The sequence below is a fragment of the Streptomyces sp. NPDC034086 genome, assembly GCF_055575515.1.
This window is the reverse complement of record NZ_JBVISM010000001.1, coordinates 428,362-451,336: the sequence shown is the minus strand read 5'-3', so window position 1 is coordinate 451,336 and position 22,975 is coordinate 428,362. Positions and strand designations below refer to the sequence as shown.

Here is a 22,975-nt window from a genome sequence, read left to right as displayed (position 1 = left end):
CGGGGCGGGGCGCGGGGGCCAGGCGGGGATCGGGGGCGGGCGGCGGACGGGACGGACCGCGGGCGGAGGCGGGCGCGCGGTTCAGGTCTTGACGGCCCCCTCGCCCACTCCCTTGAAGAAGAAGCGCTGGAGGGCGAGGAACAGCAGCACCATCGGCGCGAGCGCGGCCATCGCCCCGGCCGCGACGATCCGCTGGTCGCTGGTCGTGGTGGCACCCGCCAGGGTCTTCAGACCGAGCTGGAGGGTGTAGTGGTCGCTGTCGGTCAGGACCAGCAGGGGCCACAGGAAGTCGTCCCAGGCGCCCATGAAGCTGGTGACGCAGACGACGGCCAGGGCGCCCCGGGCACCGGGGAGGAACACCCGGGTGAAGCGGGTCCACTCCCCCGCGCCGTCCAGCACCGCCGCCTCCTCGATCTCCCTCGGGACGGCCAGGAACGCCGCCCGCATGATCATGACGTTGAGGACGGAGACCGCGCCGGGCAGCCACACCCCGACCAGGGTGTCGACCAGGCCCATCTCCCGGACCGTGAGGAACATCGAGATCATCACGGACTCGAAGGGGAACATCAGCGTCGCCACGAGGACGGTGAAGACCGCCCCGCGTCCCTTCCAGCCGGCCCGGGAGAGGGCGTAGCCGCCCATCGCCGCGAACAGGGCGTTGGAGGCGACCGCCAGCACCGCCACCACCAGGGTGTTGCCGACGTACTGCGCGAGCGGGAAGGACTCCGCGACGCGCAGGTAGTTGTCGAGGGTGGGCCGCGAGGGCAGCAGGCCGTCGTACACGTTCTCGGTGCGGCCGCGGATCGAGGTCAGGAACTGCCAGACGATCGGCCCCACCATCAGCACGAGCGTGAGCAGCAGTACGGCGTACCGTGCGGCGAGGCCGCTCCGGCGGCGTCCGCGTCCCGTCCGTGTGGCGCTCACGCGTCGTCCCCCTTCGACAGGCGGCGGCCCAGCAGGCTGAAGACCAGGGTCAGCAGGAACAGCAGCAGCGAGATCGCGCAGGCGTAGCCCGTCTCACCGGCGAAGCCGAGGCCGACCTGCCGGATGAGGAAGGGCAGGGTGCGGGCGCCGCCACCGGGGCCGCCGCTCTCGCCGCCGAGGACGTAGATCTCGGTGAAGACGCGCAGTGCGGAGATCGCCGAGAGGGTCCCGACGAGCAGCATCATCGGCTTCACCTGGGGGACGGTGATGCTGAAGAAGCGGCGGACGGCGCCCGCGCCGTCGAGGGCGGCCGCCTCGTGGAGGGAGGCCGGGACGTTCCCGAGGGCCGCCAGGTAGAAGACCATGTAGTAGCCGAGGCCCTTCCACACGGTCACGAGCATGGCGGAGAACAGCAGCAGGGTGCTGTCGGTGAGGAAGGGGATCGGCTCGGAGATGAGGCCGAGCGCCTCGAAGACGGTGTTGACCAGCCCGTCGCTGCGCAGCACCCACTGCCAGATCAGACCCACGACGACGGCCGAGGCGATCACCGGGGTGTAGAACGCGGAGCGGAAGAGGCCGATGCCGGGGACCTTCGTCCGGACGAGTACCGCGAGGGCCAGCGGCAGCAGCACCAGGCAGGGGACGACGACCACCAGGTACAGGACGCTGTTGCCGGTGGCGGTCCAGAAGTCGGGATCGGCGAGGGCCCGGGTGTAGTTGCCGAAGCCGATGAAGGAGCCGCCGCTGAGGATCCGGGCGTCGGTGAAGGACAGGAGGACGGTGTTGAGGAACGGCCAGACGCTGAACAGGGCCACCATCACCAGGCCGGGGGCGAGGAAGAGGTAGGGGGTCCACCAGCTGCGGTGGACCAGGCCCGGTTCGGCCTCCATGGCCCGTCGTGCCCGGCGCCGCCGCTTCGCTGCGGACCGGCCGGACGCCGTGGCGCGGTGGGCGGCGGGGGGCGCCGGGGCGGGAGCGGTCACTTCCGCGTCCCGGCGGCCAGCAGCCGGTTGGCCTCTTCCTGGGCCTTGCGCACCGCCGTCCGCGCGTCCTGCTCGCCCTGGATGGCCTTCTGCACCTCCCGCACCACCGCGTCGCCGACCTGGTTGGTCCACTGGACGGGGGTGTTGGCGTCGAGGTCCGCCGTCTTGAGCTGCTCCGCGCCGATGGCCCTGGCCAGGGTCTCGGCGTCCTTGCCGTCGCCCCGGTCGGCGAAGCGCGGGTCGGCCAGTCCCCTGGCGTTGGAGGGGTAGATGGTGGCGTTCTTCGAGAACTCCACCTGGTTGGGGCCGTTGGTGACCCACTTGGCGAACTCGACTGCCGCGTCGGGGTGTTCGGTGTCCTTGCGGATGCCGAGGGACTGGGCGTAGATGCCGATGTGGCCGAGCGTGCCAGTGACGGCTCCCGCGACCCCGGTGCGCGCGTAGACCTGCGGGGCGTTCTGCCTGATGTCCCTGACGAAGCCCGGGGAGCCGGGGCCGAAGACGAGTTTGCCGGCGCCGTAGAGCTGGTTGATGTCGTCGGCCTTCAGGAGGGACTCCTTGGGCATGGCGCCCTTCGCGTAGAGGTCCTTCATCCGTTCGACCCAGGCGACGGCGCGGTCCGTGTCGAAGGTGAACCGGTCCCGCGCGCCGTTGAGCAGCGGGACGCCCATCTTCTGCCAGTCGCCGGGGAGCCGGCCCTTGGGGTCGGCCATGAAGGCGGTGTACTGGCCGCCGGAGCGGGCGGCGATCTGCTCGGCGTAGTCAAAGAACTGCTCGACGGTGACCGGCGGCCTGCCGGCGTCCAGGCCGGCCTTCGCGAAGAGGTCCTTGTTGTAGGTGAGGATCTCGGGGGTCACGTACCAGGGGTAGGCGTACACGCCGTCGCCCTTGCCGGGCAGTTTGAACTGTTCCCAGGCGCCCGGGACGTAGTCCTTGGCGGCGTCCGGGTCGAGCCGGGCCACGTCGGCCAGCATGCCGCGGTCCCCGAGGAGCTGGAAGGAGTCGGTGGAGAGGTTGACCACGTCGGGCAGGGCGCCGGCCTGGGCGTCGGCGACGAGCTTCTCGTTGTAGCCGTCGCCCGGTACGTCCTCCCACTTCACCCGGACCCCGGGGTGCTTCGCCTCGAAGGAGTCGATGACGCCCTGCACGTAGGCGGTGAATTTGGGTTTCAGCTGGAGGGTCCGGAAGGTGATCGCTCCGCTCACCTCACCGGTTCTGCGGGCCTCCTCGCCGGCGCCGCCTGCGTCCAGACCGCATCCGGACGCGGCCAGGAGGCCGGCGGCCACCAGCGTGGCGATGGCCGTGCGGGTCACGGGGGTACGAGTCATCGTCGCCGCCTTCGGGGAGGTTCCGGCTCCGCTGCCGGAGGGCGGTGCCCACGCTGGCGGCGCGGCGGGGAGCCGTCAACGAGGCCCGCGCCGTGATGGCCTGAAGCGGTTTGTCCGACGCGCCGCCGGCGCGCCTGCCGCTCCGCCGTGTCCGGCCCGGCCGGCCTCCCGCGGCTCGGCCCGGACGTCCCGTAACACGCGTGACAAGCGGCTGCCGGGTCTTTTTCGGTGTCCGACCCGAACGGATCATGGATTTTGCCTTGATCAACGCTATGTGATGGATTGATCACCCCCCGCTTCCACCCGCTCCGCGAAGGAACGCCCATGCGCACGGTCCGCGAGTCGGTCCTCGACGTCCTCCGAACCCGTGGGATGACCACGGTCTTCGGCAACCCCGGATCGACCGAACTGCCCATGCTCAAGAAGTTCCCGGAGGACTTCCGCTACGTCCTGGGGCTCCAGGAGGCCGTGGTCGTCGGCATGGCCGACGGTTTCGCCCTCGCCTCCGGCACCACCGGCCTGGTCAACCTGCACACCGGCCCCGGCACCGGCAACGCCATGGGCGCGATCCTGAACGCCCGCGCCAACCGCACCCCCCTGGTGGTCACCGCCGGCCAGCAGGTCCGCGCCATGCTCACCATGGAGGCCCTGCTCGCCAACCCGCAGGCGACCCTGCTGCCGCAGCCCGCCGTGAAGTGGGCGTACGAGCCGCCGCGCGCGGCGGACGTCGCCCCTGCGCTGGCCCGCGCCGTGCAGGTCGCCGAAACCCCGCCGCAGGGCCCGGTGTTCCTCTCCCTGCCGATGGACGACTTCGACGTGGTCCTGGACGAGGCCGACGACCGGGCCGCCCGGCGGACCGCGGCCCGCACCGTGACGCACGCCGCCGCCCCCTCCGCCGAGGCGGTCCGGCGGCTGGCCGCCCGCCTGGCCGGCGCCCGCAGCGCCGTCCTCGTCGCCGGCAACGACGTGGACGCCTCCGGGGCCTGGGACGCCGTCGTGGAACTGGCCGAGCGCACCGGCCTGCCCGTCTGGTCGGCGCCCACCGAGGGCCGGGTCGCCTTCCCCAAGTCCCACCCGCAGTACCGGGGGACGCTCCCCCCGGCCATCGCGCCGCTGTCCCGCTGTCTGGAGGGCCACGACCTGGTCCTGGTGATCGGCGCCCCGGTGTTCTGCTACTACCCCTACGTCCCCGGCGCCTACCTGCCCGAGGGTGCGGAGCTGGTGCAGCTCACCCGGGACGCGGACGAAGCGGCCCGCGCCCCCGTCGGTGACGCGCTGGTCGCCGACCTCGCCCTGACCGTACGGGCCCTGCTCGCCGAGCTGCCGGTACGGGAGGCCGCGGCTCCGGCGGGGAGGATCGCGCGGGCCGAGTCCCCGGAGGAGACCGACGGGGTGCTCACCCCGCTCGCCGCGATGACGGCCATCGCCCAGGGAGCACCCGCGAACACCCTCTGGGTCAACGAGTCCCCGTCCAACCTGGGCCAGTTCCACGACGCCACGCGCATCGACACCCCCGGCTCCTTCCTCTTCACGGCCGGCGGCGGCCTCGGCTTCGGTCTCGCCGCGGCCGTGGGCGCCCAGCTCGGCGCGCCCGGCCGGCCCGTGGTCTGCGTGATCGGCGACGGCTCCGTCCACTACGCCGTGCAGGCGCTGTGGACCGCCGCGGCGTACGAGGTCCCGGTCACCTTCGTCGTCCTCAGCAACCGGCGCTACGCGATCCTCCAGTGGTTCGCCCAGGTGGAACGCGCCCAGGGCGCCCCCGGACTCGAGATCCCGGGCCTGGACGTCACCGCCGTCGCCACCGGCTACGGCGTCCGCGCCCACCGCGCGACCGGCTTCGGCGAACTGACCAAGCTCGTCCGCGAGTCGGCCCTCCAGCAGGACGGCCCGGTACTCATCGACGTACCGGTCACCACCGAGCTCCCCACCATGTAGCCCTCCCCAGCCCTGCGCCCCGTTCCGCCGCACCACACCGCCCCGGAAGGCCCGCATGCCCCCCACCAGTGACACCGCCTCCCCGCTGCTCGGCAGGCTCCGCTCCGCGCTCCCCCCGGAAGCCCTGCTCACCGGCCCGGCGGAACTCGCCGCGCACGCCCGGGACTCCGCCCCCTTCTCCGCGTACGGCACGCCCGCCGTGGTCGCCGTCCCCCGCACGGCCGAGCAGGTCGAGCACGTCATGCGCACCGCGTACGCGCTGGACGTTCCCGTCGTCCCCCAGGGCGCCCGCACGGGCCTGGCCGGCGCCGCGAACGCCGTCGACGGGTGCGTGGTGCTGTCCACCGCCGCGCTGGATCGGATCCTGTCCGTCGACCCCGCCAACCGCCTCGTCCGCTGCGAACCCGGGGTCACCACCCGGCGCCTCGCGGAGGCCGTGGCCGAGCACGGGCTGGCGTACCCGCCGGACCCGGCCTCGTGGGACCGCTGCACCATCGGCGGGAACATCGCCACCGGCGCGGGCGGCATCTGCTGCGTGAAGTACGGGGTCACCGCCGACTACGTCCTCGGGCTGGACCTCGTCCTGCCCGACGGGCGGCGCCTGCGCACCGGCCGGGACACCGCCAAGGGCGTCGCCGGATACGACCTGACGCGGCTGATCGTCGGCTCGGAGGGCACCTTGGCGGTGGTCGTCGGCGCCACCCTCGCCCTGCGGCCCGCCCGCCCCCCGGCGCTGTCGCTGCTGGCCCAGTTCCCCAGCCTGACCGCCGCGGGCGACGCCGTCGCCGCGATCACCGCGGCGGGCCACACCCCGTCGGCGCTCGAACTCCTCGACCGGGCCACGACGCAGGCGATCGTGGACCTCGGCACCCATCCGCTGCTGCGCCCCGGCAGCGCCGCCACCCTGATCGTCGAGAGCGACACCGCCGACCCCTCCGCGGACCTGTCCGCCATGGAGATTCTCTGCAAGGAGGCCGGCGCCGAACACATCGCGGGCTCCGCCACCAGCGAGGAGGCGTACGAGATCATCGAGGCGCGCCGGCTGGTCAGCCCGGCCCTCGCCGCGTACATGGCCGCCCGGGGCGGGGGCCTCACCGCCTTCATCGAGGACGTCGCGGTCCCTCGGACGGCCCTGCCCGGGCTGATCGGCCGGATCGAGGAGATCGCCGAGCGGTACCGGCTGAAGATCTTCACCCTCGGTCACGCCGGGGACGGCAACCTGCACCCCACGGTCGTCTTCGACGAGTCCGACGCGGACGAGTTCCGCCGCGCACAGGAGGCGTACGACGCCATCATGGCCGCCGGGCTCGAACTGGGCGGCACCACGACCGGCGAACACGGCATCGGCACGCTGAAGCGGGACTGGCTGGAGCGCGAACTCGGCCCGGTCTCCCTGGAGCTCCAGCGCGGCCTCAAGCGGCTCTTCGACCCGAAGAACCTGCTCAACCCCGGCAAGGTGGTCACGGTATGACGCAGTCCATCGACGCCCCGGACACCGCGCGCGGCGAGGCGCCGGCGCTGCCCCCCGTCCGGGCCGGCCTGGCGGAGACCGTCCGCTTCGTCGCCACCCACACCCTGCCCGTCTTCGTGCGCGGCGTCGCCAGCCCCCGCTTCCCGGTCATGGCGCTGTACTCCCGCGTCAACCAGCCGGCCTGGTCGAACGCCACGCTGCGGGCGATGCGGGCCCGGCACCGGGGCGCACCCGTGATGGTGCGCGCGCTCTCCGGCGAGATGCTGGTCCTGTTCGACCAGGCCGACATCCGGCGGTTCTTCGAACTGCCCGTCCGGGACCTCGCCATGGACGCGGACGACAAGTACGCCAGCCTGTCCGTCTTCGAACCCACCGGGGTGATCTGCTCGCACGGCCGGGTGCGCGAGGACCGGCGCCGGGTCAACGACCACGCGCTCGCCGCGGACCAGCCGGTGCACCCCTCCTGCGCGGAGTTCCGGACCGTCGTCGAGGAGGAGTGCCGGCGGCTCACCTCCCGCCCGGTCGTCGGCTTCCCGCTGCTGTGGAAGACCCTGACCCGCATCTCCCGGCGGGTGGTCCTCGGCGACCAGGCCTCCGACGACCAGGAGCTGTCCGACTGGCTCGCCACCCTGCGCGGCCAGGCCAACTGGATGGGCCGCAGCAGGCCGGAGGCCGCCAGGGCGCTCTACTCCAGGATCGAAGCCCGGATCACCCGGTACGCGGCCGACGCGCCCGCGCACACCCTGGCTGCCCGCGCCCTGGCGGAACCCTCCCCGGAGGGCACCGACCCGCTGGGCCAGACCCACCACTGGCTGCTGGGCATCGACCTCGCCGCGCCCGTCGTCGCCCGGACCCTGCTGCTGCTCGCGCACCACCCGGCCGAGCAGGACGCGGCCCACGCCGAGGCGGCCGGCGGCGTCCCCGGACTGCCGCGGCTGCGGGCCTGCCTGGAGGAGTCGGTGCGGCTGTACCCGATCGTGCCGGATCTCGTACGGGTGACCCGTACGGAGACCGAGTGGCGCGGGGTGCCCTACCCGGCCGGCACCAACGTCCTGGTGCCGATGGGGTTCCACCAGCGCGATCCGGAGCAGGTCGACGGGGGGAACCTGTTCGCGCCGGGCCGCTGGCTGGCCGCGGACATCCACCGGGACACCCGGGTGGCCCCGTTCAGCCACGGCGGCGCCCGCTGCCCGGGCGAACACGTCGCCCTGCTGCTCACCTCCCTGGTCTGTGCCGAGGTGCTGCGCGGCCACCGCCTCACCGGGGCGCGCCCGGTGCTCGACCCGGGGCGTCCGCTGCCGGGGATCCTCGACACGGCGGGCATCAGGCTCCGCCTCGGCCGGCTGTAGGGGGAATCCGACATGACCGAAGCCGACGCGCCCGTCACCCAGCCGGACATCGCCTCCCTGCACCACGTCTGCCGCGAGCTGGCCGAAGCGGCCGACGCCGTACGCGACGCCGCGCGCCACGCCTCCCGGGTCGCCCTCGGGTCCCGGCTGCCGCTGGCGGCGGCCGGGACCCGCCGGGCCCGCGCCGCCCAGCGCGGCCTGCTGCGGACCCTGATGGACCCGAAGGGCCTGGGCTGGGCCCCGCAGGGCGGCGGCCCGCTCGCCGGGGCCCTCTGGCTGGCCGGGGTGCTGGCCGGCCGCGAGAGCCTGGCCGTCAGCCTGGCCGTCGCCGGGCTCAAGGCACGGATCCGGGCGGCCGCCGTGCGCCACCCGGAGCTGCTCGACAACCCCACCACCTCGCGGCTGCTGCGCGCCATCGACGAGGACCGGCAGGCCGAGGCGGTACGCCTCTTCAGGGGGCTGCTGACCGAGAAGGGCGCGGAGTACGCCCTGGCCCTGCTGGCGCCGTCCTTCACCGACATCATGGCCTGGAACGCGCTGACCGACGAGAACCCCTTCAACGACGCCGCCGGCTGGCAGATCGCCACCGGCCGGCCGCTGACCTCCGACTACCTCCTGGGGGTGAGCAACTCGGTGTGGACGTTCCTCAACCGGGGCCGCGGCCGCGCCGAACCGCACACGCCCTCGGCCGCGCTGCTGGGCAGCATCGACACCTCGTGCACCATCGTCGGCTACGTGCGCAACATCGGCCGGATCGGGGACCGCGGCATGCTCCTCGTCCAGCAGGTGTCGGGGCCGGACGGCGAGCGCCGGTTCGTCGTCCAGCTGCCCGGAATGGGCCCGAGCTTCAACCAGGAGAGTCCGCAGGACCTGCTGGGCGCCATCGACGCGGTGGGCGCCCTCGACACCACCTACACCCGCGCGGTGGTCAGGGCCCTGCGCCGGCTCGTCCCCTCCGGTTCGCAGGTCGCGCTGGTCGGCCACAGCCAGGGCGGGATCACCGCGATGAACCTGGCGGCGAGCCGCGACTTCAACGCGCTGTACACGGTGACGCACGTGGTGGCGATCGGGTCGCCCATCGACCAGAAGCGGGCCGCCGATCCGCGCACCCGGGTCGTGTCGCTCGTCAACGAGCACGACATCGTGCCGAGCCTGGAGGGCCGCTCGTCGGTGTCCCCGTACGAACTTCCGAAGGAGTTCACGGAGTTCACCTGGACCGACGACACCCACGCCTTCCCGCTGTGCCATGCCGCCGAACGGTACGCGCACAACCTCGAGCACGACGTCCCGCACGCGCGCACGCACGTCGACTCCGAGCTCGCCGCCTTCCGCGGCCGGGTCACCGGCACGCACCTCTTCACCCTCCACGACCGCTGAGGACCCCGTATGACGGACACCGACTCCCGTACTCCCCCGACGGACACGGCGCGGTCCGCGCCGGAGCTGCCGTCGCAGACCTCCCGACGGCACCAGCCGCCGCCCGAGCCGCCGCAGCCGTACGGACCGCCCGGCCTGCTGGAGCGGCTGGAGTCGGCGGCCTTCGCCCGGATCAACCGCACCCGCGAGTGGTACGAGCTGCCGGGCCCGCTCGGCCTGCTGAACCTGTCCGTGATCCGCGGGGACCTGCGCCGGCACAACCTGCACGACACCTTCGGAGCGGGCGGCGAGCGCGACCGGCGGCCCACCAAGGACCTCGCGCCGTACCGCTCGTACGACGGCTCGGGCTACGACCCGTACGACGAGGACATGGGCCGGGCCGGCACCCGCCTGGACCGCAACACGCCGCTGCACCTGGCGTACCCTGACGAGGACGAGGCGCTGATGACGCCCAGTCCCCGCGAGGTCAGCCGGCAGCTGCTGGCCCGGCGCGGCTTCACCCCGGCGCCCACCCTGAACCTGCTGGCCGCCGCGTGGATCCAGTTCCAGAACCACGGCTGGGCCAACCACGGGGACAACGAGGAGGCCGAGCCCTTCACCGTCCCGCTCGCCGCCGACGACGACTGGGCCGAGCGGGGCGGCACCTGCCCGATGCAGGTGCGCCGCACCCGCCCCGACCCGGTCGCGCACACCACCCCGGACGTCCCGCCGACGTACGAGAACACCGTCAGCCACTGGTGGGACGGCTCGCAGCTGTACGGGTCCGACGAGGCCCGCTGCCGTTCGCTGCGCACCGGGGAGCACGGGCACCTGATCGTCGACGGCGGGCGGCTGCCGGCCGATCCGCGGCCCGGGATGGGCTGCCTCGACGCCACCGGGATGAACAGCGACTACTGGACCGGGCTGTCGCTGCTGCACACCCTCTTCGCCAAGGAGCACAACTCCATCTGCGACCTGGTCCGTTCGCACCACCCCACCTGGGACGACGAGCGGATCTTCCACACGGCGCGGCTGGTCAACACCGCCCTCATGGCGAAGATCCACACCGTGGAGTGGACGCCGGGGATCCTCGACCACCCCGTGGTGCACCGGGCGATGCGCGCCAACTGGTACGGGCTGCTGCCCCGCTGGGTCACCCGGACCTTCGGCCGGATCGGCGGCGAGGCGCTCAGCGGCACCCTGGGGTCCGGAACCGACCACCACGCCGCGCCCTTCTCCATGACGGAGGAGTTCGTGTCGGCGTACCGGCTGCACCCGCTGATCCCCGACGAGATCACCGTCCGCGACCACCGGCGGGGGGAACGGCGCGAGGTCATCGGCTTCGACGACATGCAGGGCGCGACCACGCGCACCGCGATCGACGCGTACGGGATGAGCGACCTGTTCTACACCTTCGGCGTCTCGAACCCGGGGGCCCTGGTCCTGCACAACCACCCGGACGCGCTGCGCGGCCTCAAGCGGCTCTCCGGCGAGCACGTCGACCTCGGGACCGTGGACGTCCTGCGCGACCGCGAGCGGGGCATCCCCCGCTACAACGCCCAGCGGCAGATGCTGCGCAAGCGGCCCGTCACCTCCTTCGAGGAGCTGACCGGGGGCCACCCGGGCGACACCCCCCTGCTGCGCGAGCTCTACGACGGCCGCCTCGACCGGGTGGACACCCTGGTCGGGAACCTGGCGGAGCCGCGGCCGGCGGGCTTCGGCTTCAGCGACACCCTCTTCCGGGTCTTCGTCCTGATGGCCAGCCGCCGGATCAAGAGCGACCGGTTCTTCACCACGGACTACCGGCCGGAGGTCTACACGGCCGAGGGGCTGCGCTGGATCGACCGGAACTCGATGGTCACGGTGCTGCTGCGGCACCACCCCGAACTGGGCCCGGCGCTGGCCGGAGTGGCCAACGCCTTCGCGCCCTGGAAGGAGCGGTCGTGAGCGGGCACCCCGCCGACGGCCTGCGCAGTCACGCGGCCGCCCTGCGCGAGCGGGCGGACCGGCTGCGCGGTGCCTGTGACGTCCTGGAGTGGAGGGGCCCGCAGGCCGACGCCTTCCGGGCCCGGATCGAGGAACTGGCCCGGCGGTGCGTCACGGCCGCCGACGGTCTCTCCCGCTCGGCCGCCCGGCTGGACGGCCGGGCGGGCTGAGGCGGAGGCGACGGCGACGGCGACGGCGAGGCCGGGGAACGTGGGCGGCATCGGGGGCGGGCGGCAGGCCCGGCCCCGTTCCGCACGGGTGCTACTTCATGCGGTACTGGGCCTTCTCCGCGAGCCTGCCGTCCTTGAAGCAGAACCGGAGCACGTCCTCGGTCCGCCCGTCGGCGGCGGAGAGGTACCAGGCGCAGACGCTGCCGGCGGGCTCGGCCGGACCGCCGTCCTTGAGGGCGTCCTTGACGAAGGTGTCGCCCGAGGGCAGCTTCGCGCGCACCTCGCCCTCGGCGTCGCCGACGCGCACCTCCTCGTAGACCTTCGGGTCGAGCAGGGTCTTGTCGGCCACGTCGAGGACCTTGGCCGCCCCGAAGAAGAGCGCCACGAGCAGCCCCACCCCCACCACCAGCGCGATACCGCACCCGATGAGACAACCCTTGCACTGAGCCATGGCCCCGTTCCTCCGTGCCCTCGACGTGGCGGTGCGGTGCGCACCGGTGCGTCAGAGCCTCGCAGGGACGGGGTGGGCGCGCCGTACTCGAAAGTCGCGGGGCGGGGCGACCATCGTCGCTCCGTTCACAGGTCCCGGGGGTCGGTGTTCGCCCCGCACAGGACGACGGCGACCCGCTCGCCCAGCGGCTCCGGCGCGGTGCGCAGCGCCGCCAGGGCGGTGGCGGCCCCGGCCTCGACCACGATGCGGTGCTCCTCCCACAGGGCCCGGCGGGCGGAGACGATCGCCTCGTCCGGGACGAGCACCGACAGGGCGCCGCCGTGCCGGGCGGCGGCGTAGGCGTCGGCCGAGACCCGGGTGGCGCCGAGGGAGTCGGCCGCCACGGAGGACACGGGGACGTCCACGGGCCGGCCCGCCTCCAGGGCGGCGTTCAGGGCCCGGCAGTGTTCCGGTTCGGCCGCGACCACCCGGACGCCGTGTTCGCGGGCGGCGGTGGCGACTCCGGCGAACAGCCCGCCGCCGCCGACCGCGACGACGACGGCGTCCAGGCCGGGCAGCGCGGCCCGTACCTCGTCGAGCAGGGTTCCGGCGCCGGCGGCGACGAGCGGGTGGTCGTAGGCGTGGCTGCAGAGCGCGCCGCTCCGGCCGGCGAACTCCCGGCAGGCGGCCAGCGCTTCGGCGTACCGGTCGCCGACGAGCCGTACCTCGGCCCCGTAGCCGCGCAGCCGGTCCACCTTGACGCGCGGGGCGTTGACGGGGAGGAACACGGTGGCGGGGACGCCCTGTGCGCGGGCCGCCCAGGCGCAGGCCAGACCGGCGTTGCCGCCGGAGGCGATGGTGACCCCGGCGTCGGGGAGGCCGCCCGCCTCGCGGTGCGCGGCGAGGAAGTTGTGCGCGCCGCGGGCCTTGAAGGAGCCGGTGTGCTGGAGGTACTCCAGGGCGTACCAGACTCCTTCGGCGGCGGGTACCACGGCGGCGGGCCGGACGGCCCCGGCGGTACGGACGGCCGCGGCGCGGACGGCGGCGTAGTCGAGGTGCTGCTCCATGGGGCGGTCTGCCTTTCGCGGTTCAGGACGCGGGCCGCCGGCCGGAGGGCCGGGCGGCCTCGATGAGCTGGCGCAGGGCGCCGTAGTACACCTCGTGGTCGGTCAGCGGGGGCAGTACGTCGCCCAGCGCGCCCGCGAGGACCGGGAACGCGGCCGGGTCCAGCGCGGCGAGGGCGGCCCGGGAGGCGGCGGTGGCCCCGGCCGGGTCGCGGTGGTCGACGAAGGCGGCGCTGCCCAGGGTGAGCAGGTACATCCGCCGGTAGACGGTCATGGCCTCGGCCGGGCTCATCCCGGCGGCGACGCTGTCGGCGAGGGCGGGTTCGACGAGGCGGGCCAGCAGCTGCCGGCCGAGCCAGGGCCGTCCGCCGCGCAGGACCAGCAGTCCGGGGTGGGCGGTGAGCAGCCGGTAGAGGGCGCCGAAGCGCAGCTCGGCGGCCTCGGCCCAGTCGGTGCCGGCGGGGATCTCGGGCAGCTGCCCCGCGAGGTGCTCGGTGCACAGGTCGAGCAGGCCGGCGAGGTCGGTGCAGCGGCGCTGGACGGTGGCGTGGGAGACGTCGAGCCGCTCGGCGAGGGCGCGGAAGCTGAGGGCTCCGGGGCCTTCCTCGTCGAGGAGGCGCAGGGCGGCGGCGGCGATGGCCTCGGGGGTCGCGCGGTCCAGGGCGGCTGATCTCCTCGGCATGAGATACAGCGTATCAGCTGCCGTATCAGCCCACCGTACCGGCCATGGTCTCCGCGCGCGCCCCGGTGCGCGTCCGCCACGGACGTGTGACGTCGACCGCGGCCATATTGCTGGTCATGGGGCCATAACCATCGACTTATGTTGACAGCGGGTAGTCGCACCGCTGCACTGGGCACGAACGTCCGCCGGTACCCCCCACGCCAAGGAGGCCCCGTGCCGCCTCGCCCGCGCGCCTCGCTCCCCTGTCTGACCGCGGCCGCCCTGCTCGCCCTCGCGCTCGGCCCCGCCCCGGCGGCGGCCGAGCCGACCGCGACCTGGGACACCCCGCTCGCGCTCACCCCTCCGATGGGGTGGAACAACTGGGCGCACTACATGTGCGACATCGACGAGGCCACCGTGGTCGCCAACGCCGACGCGCTCGTCTCCAGCGGCCTCGCCGCGAAGGGCTACGACACGGTGACCGTGGACGACTGCTGGATGCTCAGGGAGCGCGACGCGCGGGGCAACCTGGTCGTCGACACCCGGAAGTTCCCGCACGGCATGGCCTGGCTCGGGGAATACCTGCACGCCAAGGGCCTCAAGTTCGGCATCTACGAGGACGCCGGCTCCCTCACCTGCGAGCGCTACCCGGGCAGCGGTTCGCCCGAGGGCGGCGGCCCGGACCACTACGCCCGCGACGCGCGGCAGTTCGCGTCGTGGAAGGTGGACTACGTCAAGATGGACGGCTGCAACCTGTGGATCCCGCCCGGGAAGACCAAGGAGCAGGCCTACCGGGACGCCTACAACTCCGTGGCCCGGGCCCTGCGCGACAGCGGCCGGCCCATGGTGCTGTCGGCCTCCGCGCCCGCCTACTTCCAGCAGGGCGAATGGGGCGGCTCCGACTGGCACAGGGTCCTCGGCTGGGTCGGGGAGACCGGCCAGTTGTGGCGCGAGGGCCGGGACGTCAAGGTGTACGCCCCAAACGCGCCCGCCACCTCCCGGTGGAGTTCGGTGCTCGGCAACTACGGCTACAACCGCTGGCTCGGCCGGTACGCGGGCCCCGGCAACTGGAACGACCCGGACTTCCTGATCGCGGGCGCCCCCGGCCTCACGGACGCGGAGAGCCGCAGTCAGGTCGGGCTGTGGGCGATGATGGCGGCCCCCTTCATCCTGTCCTCCGAGGTGTCCGCGCTCACCCCGGCCGGGCTCGCGGCACTCGGCAACACCCGTCTGATCGAGCTGGACCAGGACCCGCTGGGCCGGCAGGGCGCCGTGGTCTCCTCCAACGCCACCTTCGAGGTGCTGGCCCGGCCGCTGGCCAACGGCGACCGCGCCGTGGCCGTGCTCAACCGCTCCGGCAGCGCGCGGGACATCTCGGTGCCGCTCGCCGACGTCGGACTGCCCGCACCCTGCGCGGTGGACGCCGAGGACCTCTGGAGCGGGCGGCGCGCCAGGGTGGGGGACTCGCTCACCGGACGGCTCGGCGCCCACGACACGATGGTGTGGCGGCTCACCCCGCGCGGCTGCGCCGAGGCGGTGCCGACCGGGCAGATCAACGGGCTCAGCGCGAAGTGCGCGGACGGGGCCAGTGCCGCCGGGGTGGGCGCGGTGGTCCTGGGAACCTGCACCGCCGGGGCCGACCAGCGCTGGACCCTGGGCGGCGGCGGCCGGCTGCGGCTGGCCGGCGAGTGCCTCACCGCCCGCTCGGGCGGTCTGGTGGAGCTGGCCGACTGCGCGCCGGGCCGGTACGCCGGGCAGAGCTGGAGCCACCGGCGCGACGGGACCCTGGTCGAGGAGACCAGCGGTCAGTGCCTGACGGCCGTGGCCCCGCCGGCGACCCCCGACGCCCCGGCCGAGCGGCTGCGGCTGGCCGCCTGCGGCGACCACCGGGTGGACCAGGCCTGGTCCCTGCCGGTCTGACGGGCCCGGTCCCCGCCGGCCTGACGGGCCCGGTCCCCGCCGGCCTGACGGGCCCGGTCCCTGCCGGCCTGACGGGCCCGGTCCCTGCCGGCCGGTCCGAGGCTCGGCCGCCCCGCCACGGCGGCGGGGCGGCCGCCCGTACCGTGCCCCGCCCTCACCCTTCCGGGGGAACCGGCGCCGGGCCGCCCCCGCCCGGCCGGTGCGCTGGGTTCACTGGCCCAGGCCGGGAGGGGGGAGGGCCGGAACGATTCGGCGGGCTCCCCTCCCGCGCCCAGGGCCACGAGGCGACAGGAGTGCACCGACATGTCCGACACCGCGCACGAGCTCACCCCGGCCCCCGTACCGGCCGCCGGCATCACCGACGGTGTCGTCGAGCTGCGCAAGCGCCGCCCGGCGCGCCCCGCCCCGGAGGCGCGCGCCGCCGCCGGGAGCCGCGGCCGCGAGACCGGACGGGCCCAGCAGCCCGGAGCCGCGCACCGGTGACGGCGCCGGCGCTACCGTGACAGGACGGGGGAAGACGGCCGGCCCGTCCCCGGAGGAGGTGGCTCCGGATGACTCGTACGCGGCAGGGACCGGGGCGCCGCCCGCCGGCCCGGGCGGGCGCCGCCGGCGTGACGGCCGCCTCGTTCGCCGGTCTGGCCGCCGCGCTCGCCGGCCTGGCGGCGGCGGAGCCGGCCGCCGCGCTCGTACGCCCCGAGGCGGCCCCGCTCACGGCGGTCGGCGGGGCCGTGGTGGACCGTACCCCGGCGGCCGTCAGGGAATGGGCGGTACGGGCCTTCGGCACCTCCGACAAGCTGGTGCTGACCCTGGGGACACTGCTCCTGCTGGCCCTGCCGGCCGCCGCGGCCGGAATCCTCGCGGTACGCCGTCCCCGCGCGGGCTGCGCGCTCGCCGCGTCCGTGGGGGCGGCCGGAGCGGTGGCCGCGCTCAGCCGCCCCGGGGCGGCCTGGCAGGACGCGCTGCCCTCACTCACGGGCGGGGCGGTGGCGGCCGCGGTGCTGTACGTCCTGGCCGCCGCCCTGCGCCGGCCCCGCCCGGGCGCGGGCCGCTCCGGCGGCACCCGGCCCCTGGACCGGCGCGCCTTCGGCCGGCTGCTCGCGGCCACCGTGGCCGCCTCGGCGGCGGCCGGATACGCGGGCCGGCGTCTCGGCGCCCACGGCTCCGCCGGGGCCACGGCCTCCCGCGCGGACCTGGTCCTGCCGCCCCCGGCCGTCCGCGCGGCGCCGGTACCCCCCGGGGCCGACCTCGGCGTGCCGGGCCTGGGGCCGTTCCTCACCCCCGCCCGGGACTTCTACCGCGTGGACACCGCCCTGGTGGTACCCCGGGTGGACGCGGACACCTGGCGGCTCGACATCCGGGGGGACGGGGTCACCGAACCGCTGACCCTGACCCTCGCGGACCTGCTGTCCCGCCCGCTGACCGAGCACGACATCACGCTGTGCTGCGTCTCCAACGAGGTCGGCGGCCCCTACGTGGGGAACGCCCGCTGGCTCGGCGTACGCCTCGCCGACCTGCTGCGCGAGGCCGGGGTGCGGCCGCCGTCGCGCGGCGGCCCCGCCGACCAGCTGGTGGCCCGCTCCGTGGACGGGATGACGATCGGCACCCCCGTCGAGACGGTCATGGACGGCCGGGAGGCGCTGCTGGCCGTCGGGATGAACGGGCGGCCGCTCCCCTTCGCGCACGGATTCCCGGTACGGATGGTCGTGCCGGGCCTCTACGGGTACGTCTCCGCCTGCAAGTGGCTGCGCGAGCTGCGGCTGACCACCTTCGACGCGTACGACGCCTACTGGGTGCGCCGGTCCTGGGCCCGGCGGGCCCCGGTCAGGACGCAGTCCCGCATCGACACCCCGCGCCCCTTCGCGCGGTTGCCCGCCGGCCCGGTGGCCGTGGCCGGGGTGGCGTGGGCGCAGCACCGGGGGATCGCCCGGGTGGAGGTACGGGCCGACGGCGGGCCCTGGCGGGAGGCCCGGCTCGGCACGGCGGACGGGGTGGACACCTGGCGGCAGTGGGTGTGGCCGTGGGAGGCGGCGCCCGGCCGGCACACCCTTCAGGTCCGGGCCACCGACGGCCTGGGCGCGGTGCAGCCGGAGCGGCGCCGGGGCACCCTGCCCGACGGGGCCACGGGCCGGCACTCCGTCACGGTGGACGTGCGCCCGTAGGCCCTGTGCGCTCAGTACGGGCCGTCGTCCCGGGGGCGGGCCAGGTGGAGCCGGGTGTGGAAGTGTCCCGCCGACTCCTTCCCTGCGGGGTCCTCGCCGAGGGCGGTCACGGCGGCCTCGGCGAGGGCCTGCTCGCGGGGGTCGGTGAAGCGGCGCTGGGGATGGGTCTCCGGGGCGCGTCCGACGGCCAGTCCGTGTGACTCCAGGCAGGCGGTGACGGCCCGGTAGTCGTGCGTGCGCAGGACGAAGGCCGCCACCGGGACGGGGGTGCCGATGGCGGTGAGCAGCCGGCCGAAGGTGCGACCGGTGAGGAAGGTGGTCCCGCCCGTGACGGTGATCAGGCCGACGCCGGGGAGGGAGCGGCGCAGCCGCTCCCCCGGCTCGGCGGTCTCCAGGTCCTCCGCGTAGCCCTCGTCGAGCAGTCCGGCCGCCAGGGCGTACCGCACGGCGGGCCGCGAGACGTCGGTGCCGATGACCCGTACGGCGTCGGGGCGGCGGCGGCCGGCGTAGAAGCGGCGGTCGCGGAGGAGGAGTTCGGCGGTGCTCAGGCGCGCGGCGGAGGGTGAGGTGTAGTGCGCGTACAGCTCGTCCAGGGTCACGTCGTGGTTGAGGAGCGCCGCGTTGATCCCGTACGAGCAGCAGACGTCGAGCACGGTTCGGCGGCCGGGTGCGAGCGCGCCGGCCAGGGCGCGGAACACCGGCTGGGCGTGTGCGGGGGTCTGGTAGGCGTACGGCTGGAGCCGGGTGAAGTAGCCGCGCGGGTCGGGCAGTCCGTAGACCTCGTCGAAGCCGGTCATGGCGGGTGCGTTCATCGGCCTGTGCCTTCCTGGGAGCGGGGGCGGGAGGGGCTTCGGGGCCGGGGCTCCCCCGCCATCCAGCCGTACCCGCGCCGCGCCGGAAAGAGCGCCGATCCGGCCACGCCAGGGGTTCCCGGACCTCGACGGGGGACGGCCGGACGCCCGGCGGCATGCGGTCGAGGTCCGGGAGGCGGGGCCGGCCGGCGGGCACCACCGGCTACCCCTGGGCCGCCGGCGGCCTGCGGAAGAGGGCGGTCCAGAGGAAGGGCTCGCCGAAGAGCGGGGAGCCGGCGTCCTCGTCGCGCATCCGGCGCAGTTCGGTCTCCTCCAGCCCGGAGAAGATCAGGCGCAGGGACTCCGGCGTGTAGGCGAGGCCGCCGCCGAGGACCCCCTGCCGGTAGAGGTCGGCGTCGGGCACCTCGCACCCCATGGCGCCGGAGGCGAAGCAGGTGAGGGCGAAGTGGCCGCCGGGGGCCAGGACGCGTTCCAGGAGGGCCAGGTAGCTGACGCGGCGGTGGGGCGGCAGGTGGTGGAAGCAGCCGGAGTCGTAGACCAGGTCGTACGGGCCGGCCAGTTCGGCCACGGTGAGCCGGAAGGCGTCGCCGCGGTGGAAGCGGATGCCGGTGGCGCCGGCTTCGCGGGCACGCTCCTCACCCCAGGCGATGGCCGTGGGCGACAGGTCGACGGCGTCCACCTCGTAGCCGAGGGAGGCCAGGTGGAGGGCGTTGCGTCCGGCTCCGCAGCCCAGGTCGAGGGCGCGGCCGGGGCGGATGAGCCCCCGGTCGGCGTACGAGGCCAGGTTCTCGTCGGGCTTCGCGACGAAGAACGGCACGGGCTTGGAGCGGTCGGCGTAGAAGCCGTCCCACCAGGAGGCGCCCGCGTCCGTCCAGCGGTCGGCCTCCTGCGCGAAGAGGCCGTCCAGGAGGTCCAGTACGTCCTCCACCGAGCGTATGGTGCGGTCCATCAACTCCCCTTTCTCCAGGGGCAATCATAGCCGGTCCGGGTACATCTCCCCAGGTGGGAAGGGGTGTTGGCGGGGGGCGGGCGGGCCCGTGAAGGCCTGCGGCGAGGGCGGCGGCCGGGGGCGCCCCGGCCAGGGCGGGCGGGGTCGTACGGCCCGCCGGAGGGGCCTGGCGGGGGCGCTCCGGGGGGCGCTCGGGCCGGTTTTCGGGCGGACGTGCGAAACGGGTGTACGCATGCTGCGTACACTGTGCGCACGGGGAGCTAGGGTGAGGGCATGTCCTCTCCAGAGCAGCAGACCGCCGCGCCCGTGCCCTCCGTCTGGACCCGGCCGCGCCGCCAGAAGGAACAGCCCGCGCTCAGCCAGGAGCAGATCGTCGCGGCCGCCGTGCGGCTGCTGGACGCCGCGGGCATCGAGGCGCTGAGCATGCGCAGGCTCGGCGCCGAGATGGGCACGGCCGCCACCTCGCTGTACCGGCACGTGGCCAACAAGGACGAGCTGATCGAGCTGGTCGTGGACGAGGTGTACGGAGAGCTGGAGCTGCCCGCGGGCGGCGGCCCGGACGGGTGGCGCGAGGCGCTGTCGCAGTGCGGGCACAGCCTGCGCGACATGGTGCTGCGCCACCCCTGGGTGGCCTCGGTCCTCGGCCAGGTCGGACTGGCGTACCTGGGACCGAACCTGATCCGGATGTCGGACCGGCTGCTGAGGCTGGCCCTGTCGGCCGGGTTCCCGGCGGCCGAGGCGGACCTCGCGGTGAAGGCCGTCATCTCGTACGTGATCGGCGCCACGACCAGCGAGGCCTCCTACCTCTCGCTGCTCGCCCGCAGCGGGAAGAGCGAGGCGGAGTGGCTGGACTCCCTGCTGCCCGCCGCCGAGGCGGCCCTGGAGGACCACCCGGTGGTGAGGGACCACGCCTACTCCCGGCACGGGCAGGATCCGGAGCGGCTGCGGGAGGAGAACTTCGACTACGGGCTCCAGCGGGTCCTCGACGGTCTTGCGGCCCGGCTCGAGCGGGGCTGAGGCGGGAGCCGCGGCCGGACGGCCCGGCCGGTCCCGTCACGGGGGCGGGAAACGCGGGCCGGGCCCTCGGACGGGCGGCCGCCGGGGCTGACACGGAAGGCCGGGTGGCCCGGGCCGGCGCGCGGCCGCTCCGGGACGCCCGGTGACCCGGATCAGCCGCGGCCGGCCGGCCCGGACTCCGGGAAGGTCAGCTCGCGGCCCTCGCCGAGCGGGGCGAAGTGCCGCTCCACCGAAGCCTGCCGGACCTGGAAGAGGGCGGCCGGGGACCAGCACGGACGCCGGTCCTTGTCGATCACCTGGGCCCGGATCCCCTCCACCAGGTCCGGCATGGACAGCGCGGCGGCGGAGACCCGGTACTCCTGCTCCAGCACGCGCTCCAGCGAGTCCAGCCCACGGGCGCGGCGCAGCGCGGCCAGGGTGACCTTGAGGGAGGTGGGCGACTTGGCGTGCAGGAGTTCGGAGGCCTCCCGCGCGGCCGACAGGCCGGAGCCGCGCAGCCGGGAGTGGATCTCCTCGACGGTGTCGGCGGCGTAGCAGCGGTCGATCCACTCCCGCTCGGCGGCGAGGGGGGACCCGGGCCGGGTCGCGCCGCCGAACTTGGGCAGCACCTCGGCCACGGGCGCGGCGGTCAGCTCGCGGGTGAACTCCTCCAGCCAGTCGGAGGGCAGGTAGTGGTCGGCGAGTCCGCACAGCATGGCGTCGCCGGGGCCGATCGCGGTGCCGGTGAGCGCCAGGTGGGTGCCGAGTTCACCGGGGGCGCGGGAGAGCAGGTAGGTGCCGCCGACGTCGGGGACGAAGCCGATGCCCGTCTCGGGCATGGCAACGCGGGAGCGTTCGGTGACGATGCGGACGCCGCCGTGGGCCGAGAGCCCCACGCCGCCGCCCATCACGATCCCGTCCATGAGGGCCACGTACGGCTTGGGGTAGCGGGCGATGCGGGCGTTGAGCCGGTACTCGTCCCGCCAGAAGTCGAGGGAGCCCGTGGTGCCGGCCTTCGCGTCGGCGTGGATGGCCCTGATGTCCCCGCCCGCGCACAGGCCGCGCTCGCCGGCCCCGCGCAGGAGGACCTGGCTGACGGCCGGGTCGTGCTCCCAGGCCGTCAGGGCGTCGCCGATCCTCAGCACCATGGAGTGGGTGAGGGCGTTGAGGGCCTGGGGACGGTTGAGGGTGATCAGCCCCGTACAACCGTCGGTCTCGATGAGAACGGTGTCTTCGGTCACGTCCGTCAGTATGTCTCGTCCACCGCCCTATGAAGATCGTTTCTGACGATCTTGTCAAGTCTGATCGGGTTTGGGGCGAACGGGCGCACGGGGGCCGCCGGTCCGGCGAACGCGTGCGCGGACCGGCGCGCGCCCGGGGCTCACGACGATCCCCGGGAACCCGTGTCCAGCGAGATGTGCGGGGACAGCGCGCGCAGGAAGTCGGCCGCGTCGAACATCCGGCCCGCGGACGCGACGCCGACCGCGCGGGTGCGGCCGCCGAGGACGCGGTCGAGGGCCTCCACCACGAGGGGCGCGGTGACGGCGTAGATGTCCTGACCGCGGGCGACGGCGCGCCGCTCGGCGCCGCCGGAGCGTACGACGGCGTCGACGAGGAAGGTCTGGCCGGAGCGGCCGCTCCCGTCGGCGGCGGCCGGCGCGGGCGTGTCGGGCGAGACGACGTCGTGGGCCGCCCCGGCGGTCATGTACGTGGTCACGTCCGGGACGGACAGGTGGCTGGGGATGGTCACCACGTCGGCCATGGTGAACTCCCCGATCACCCGGCGCGGCCCCATCGGCTCGGGGAAGGACCACTCCAGGACGGGCGGGGCGTCGGTGCGGCGCTCCCACCGGCCGCCGGTGTAGCGCAGGCGGTGGCCGCCGCGCCGCTCCCGGGAGACCGCGCCGGACAGGCGGGTGCCGGCGGTGGGGTGCCAGTGGCTCAGCCCGTAGGCGACGTGCGCCGAGTCGGCCCCGGTCCAGTCGCCCATCGCCGCCGTGACGAGCAGGTCGCCCAGACCGCCGAAGAAGGCCATCGCCGGGACGATGAGCGCTCCCGCTCCGCGCGCCCGGTCGGAGAAGTGCGCGAACGTGTCGAGGTTGGCCTCGATCTCGGCCGCGACGTCCAGGTACGGGATCCGCGCCCGCAAGGCGGCTTCGACGACGGGGCCCGCCGTCGACGCGAACGGCCCGGCGCAGTTGATCACGGCGGACGTGCCGGCCAGGGCGCGGTCGAGGGAGGCCGGGTCGCCGGCCGAGGCCACCCGGGCGTCCAGGCCGGCCTCGTGCGCCAGCACCTTGAGCTCGTCCGCGTCACGGCCGCTGAGCACCGGGGTGTACCCGCGCCCGAGCAGCTCCGCCACGACGAACCGTCCGGTGTGCCCGTACGCGCCGAAAACCGCCACCCGCTGGTCCGATCCCATGAGTTGCTCCCCGTGTCCGCTGGTCCGCGGCAGCTCCGCGGTGCCGTCACGGACATCCTG

The 22,975-nt window shown here is 74.7% G+C and carries 20 protein-coding genes; 10 read left to right on the top strand and 10 right to left on the bottom strand.

The window, feature by feature from the left end:
- Positions 1 to 81: 81 nt before the first annotated feature.
- The 3 genes from ACZ514_RS02075 to ACZ514_RS02065 form a co-directional block, all read right to left on the bottom strand.
- Positions 82 to 924 (bottom strand): carbohydrate ABC transporter permease, encoded by an 843-nt coding sequence (locus ACZ514_RS02075; protein ID WP_468163114.1) that lies wholly within the window; start codon positions 922 to 924, stop codon positions 82 to 84.
- Positions 921 to 1,814: a carbohydrate ABC transporter permease gene (locus ACZ514_RS02070; protein ID WP_468163355.1), complete on the bottom strand. Its 894-nt coding sequence runs from the start codon at positions 1,812 to 1,814 to the stop codon at positions 921 to 923. Before ACZ514_RS02070 ends, ACZ514_RS02075 begins: the two co-directional genes overlap by 4 nt.
- An 89-nt stretch (positions 1,815 to 1,903) precedes the next feature.
- Complete coding sequence (locus ACZ514_RS02065; RefSeq protein ID WP_469123841.1) at positions 1,904 to 3,235, bottom strand: ABC transporter substrate-binding protein; 1,332 nt, start codon at positions 3,233 to 3,235, stop codon at positions 1,904 to 1,906.
- A gap of 324 nt (positions 3,236 to 3,559) precedes the next feature.
- Between ACZ514_RS02065 and mdlC the strand changes: the two genes are divergently transcribed.
- The 6 genes from mdlC to ACZ514_RS02035 are packed head-to-tail and all read left to right on the top strand — an operon-like array spanning position 3,560 to position 11,502.
- Entirely contained in the window at positions 3,560 to 5,170 is a 1,611-nt protein-coding gene (gene mdlC, locus ACZ514_RS02060; RefSeq protein ID WP_469123840.1) for a benzoylformate decarboxylase, read from the top strand.
- A 55-nt stretch (positions 5,171 to 5,225) separates the two neighbouring features.
- Positions 5,226 to 6,641, top strand: coding sequence for an FAD-binding oxidoreductase (locus tag ACZ514_RS02055; protein WP_469123839.1), 1,416 nt, complete (start codon positions 5,226 to 5,228; stop codon positions 6,639 to 6,641).
- Complete coding sequence (locus tag ACZ514_RS02050; protein WP_468695285.1) at positions 6,638 to 7,990, top strand: cytochrome P450; 1,353 nt, start codon at positions 6,638 to 6,640, stop codon at positions 7,988 to 7,990. Before ACZ514_RS02055 ends, ACZ514_RS02050 begins: the two co-directional genes overlap by 4 nt.
- Positions 7,991 to 8,002: 12 nt before the next feature.
- Entirely contained in the window at positions 8,003 to 9,367 is a 1,365-nt protein-coding gene (locus tag ACZ514_RS02045; RefSeq protein ID WP_468163125.1) for an alpha/beta fold hydrolase, read from the top strand.
- A 9-nt stretch (positions 9,368 to 9,376) separates the two neighbouring features.
- Positions 9,377 to 11,293: a peroxidase family protein gene (locus ACZ514_RS02040; protein ID WP_469123838.1), complete on the top strand. Its 1,917-nt coding sequence runs from the start codon at positions 9,377 to 9,379 to the stop codon at positions 11,291 to 11,293.
- The gene (locus ACZ514_RS02035; RefSeq protein ID WP_468163129.1) at positions 11,290 to 11,502 is read left to right on the top strand and encodes a hypothetical protein; all 213 of its coding nucleotides are present in this window, start codon (positions 11,290 to 11,292) and stop codon (positions 11,500 to 11,502) included. The genes ACZ514_RS02040 and ACZ514_RS02035 overlap by 4 nt, the downstream gene beginning before the upstream one ends.
- Positions 11,503 to 11,593: 91 nt before the next feature.
- On the opposite strand, the gene ACZ514_RS02030 is transcribed toward ACZ514_RS02035, so the two are convergent.
- The 3 genes from ACZ514_RS02030 to ACZ514_RS02020 all read right to left on the bottom strand — a co-directional run bounded on the left by ACZ514_RS02030 (position 11,594) and on the right by ACZ514_RS02020 (position 13,678).
- Complete coding sequence (locus ACZ514_RS02030; protein ID WP_469123837.1) at positions 11,594 to 11,953, bottom strand: hypothetical protein; 360 nt, start codon at positions 11,951 to 11,953, stop codon at positions 11,594 to 11,596.
- A 125-nt stretch (positions 11,954 to 12,078) separates the two neighbouring features.
- Positions 12,079 to 12,999, bottom strand: a complete 921-nt coding sequence (locus ACZ514_RS02025) for a serine/threonine dehydratase (protein ID WP_468695292.1) — start codon at positions 12,997 to 12,999, stop codon at positions 12,079 to 12,081.
- A gap of 22 nt (positions 13,000 to 13,021) precedes the next feature.
- Positions 13,022 to 13,678, bottom strand: coding sequence for a TetR family transcriptional regulator (locus ACZ514_RS02020; protein WP_468163137.1), 657 nt, complete (start codon positions 13,676 to 13,678; stop codon positions 13,022 to 13,024).
- 213 nt (positions 13,679 to 13,891) lie between these two features.
- On the opposite strand from ACZ514_RS02020, the gene ACZ514_RS02015 reads away from it, so the two are divergent.
- The 3 genes from ACZ514_RS02015 to ACZ514_RS02005 all read left to right on the top strand — a co-directional run bounded on the left by ACZ514_RS02015 (position 13,892) and on the right by ACZ514_RS02005 (position 17,736).
- On the top strand, positions 13,892 to 15,577 hold the full coding sequence (locus ACZ514_RS02015; protein ID WP_469123836.1) for a ricin-type beta-trefoil lectin domain protein: 1,686 nt from the start codon (positions 13,892 to 13,894) through the stop codon (positions 15,575 to 15,577).
- Between the two features lie 303 nt (positions 15,578 to 15,880).
- Positions 15,881 to 16,060: a hypothetical protein gene (locus tag ACZ514_RS02010; RefSeq protein ID WP_468695298.1), complete on the top strand. Its 180-nt coding sequence runs from the start codon at positions 15,881 to 15,883 to the stop codon at positions 16,058 to 16,060.
- A gap of 68 nt (positions 16,061 to 16,128) precedes the next feature.
- Positions 16,129 to 17,736 (top strand): molybdopterin-dependent oxidoreductase, encoded by a 1,608-nt coding sequence (locus tag ACZ514_RS02005; RefSeq protein WP_469123835.1) that lies wholly within the window; start codon positions 16,129 to 16,131, stop codon positions 17,734 to 17,736.
- 11 nt (positions 17,737 to 17,747) lie between these two features.
- On the opposite strand, the gene ACZ514_RS02000 is transcribed toward ACZ514_RS02005, so the two are convergent.
- Entirely contained in the window at positions 17,748 to 18,548 is an 801-nt protein-coding gene (locus ACZ514_RS02000; protein ID WP_469123834.1) for a hypothetical protein, read from the bottom strand.
- 202 nt (positions 18,549 to 18,750) lie between these two features.
- Complete coding sequence (locus tag ACZ514_RS01995; protein WP_469123833.1) at positions 18,751 to 19,497, bottom strand: class I SAM-dependent methyltransferase; 747 nt, start codon at positions 19,495 to 19,497, stop codon at positions 18,751 to 18,753.
- A 273-nt stretch (positions 19,498 to 19,770) separates the two neighbouring features.
- On the opposite strand from ACZ514_RS01995, the gene ACZ514_RS01990 reads away from it, so the two are divergent.
- On the top strand, positions 19,771 to 20,514 hold the full coding sequence (locus tag ACZ514_RS01990) for a TetR/AcrR family transcriptional regulator (RefSeq protein ID WP_468163155.1): 744 nt from the start codon (positions 19,771 to 19,773) through the stop codon (positions 20,512 to 20,514).
- 152 nt (positions 20,515 to 20,666) lie between these two features.
- Here ACZ514_RS01990 and ACZ514_RS01985 read toward each other — a convergent pair whose 3' ends face one another.
- Both ACZ514_RS01985 and ACZ514_RS01980 read right to left on the bottom strand, forming a co-directional pair.
- Positions 20,667 to 21,743: an enoyl-CoA hydratase/isomerase family protein gene (locus ACZ514_RS01985; RefSeq protein WP_469124179.1), complete on the bottom strand. Its 1,077-nt coding sequence runs from the start codon at positions 21,741 to 21,743 to the stop codon at positions 20,667 to 20,669.
- A gap of 131 nt (positions 21,744 to 21,874) precedes the next feature.
- Positions 21,875 to 22,915 carry a saccharopine dehydrogenase family protein gene (locus tag ACZ514_RS01980; RefSeq protein WP_469123832.1) on the bottom strand — a complete coding sequence of 347 codons (1,041 nt, stop codon included), beginning with the start codon at positions 22,913 to 22,915 and terminating at the stop codon, positions 21,875 to 21,877.
- Between the last annotated feature and the right edge of the window lie 60 nt (positions 22,916 to 22,975).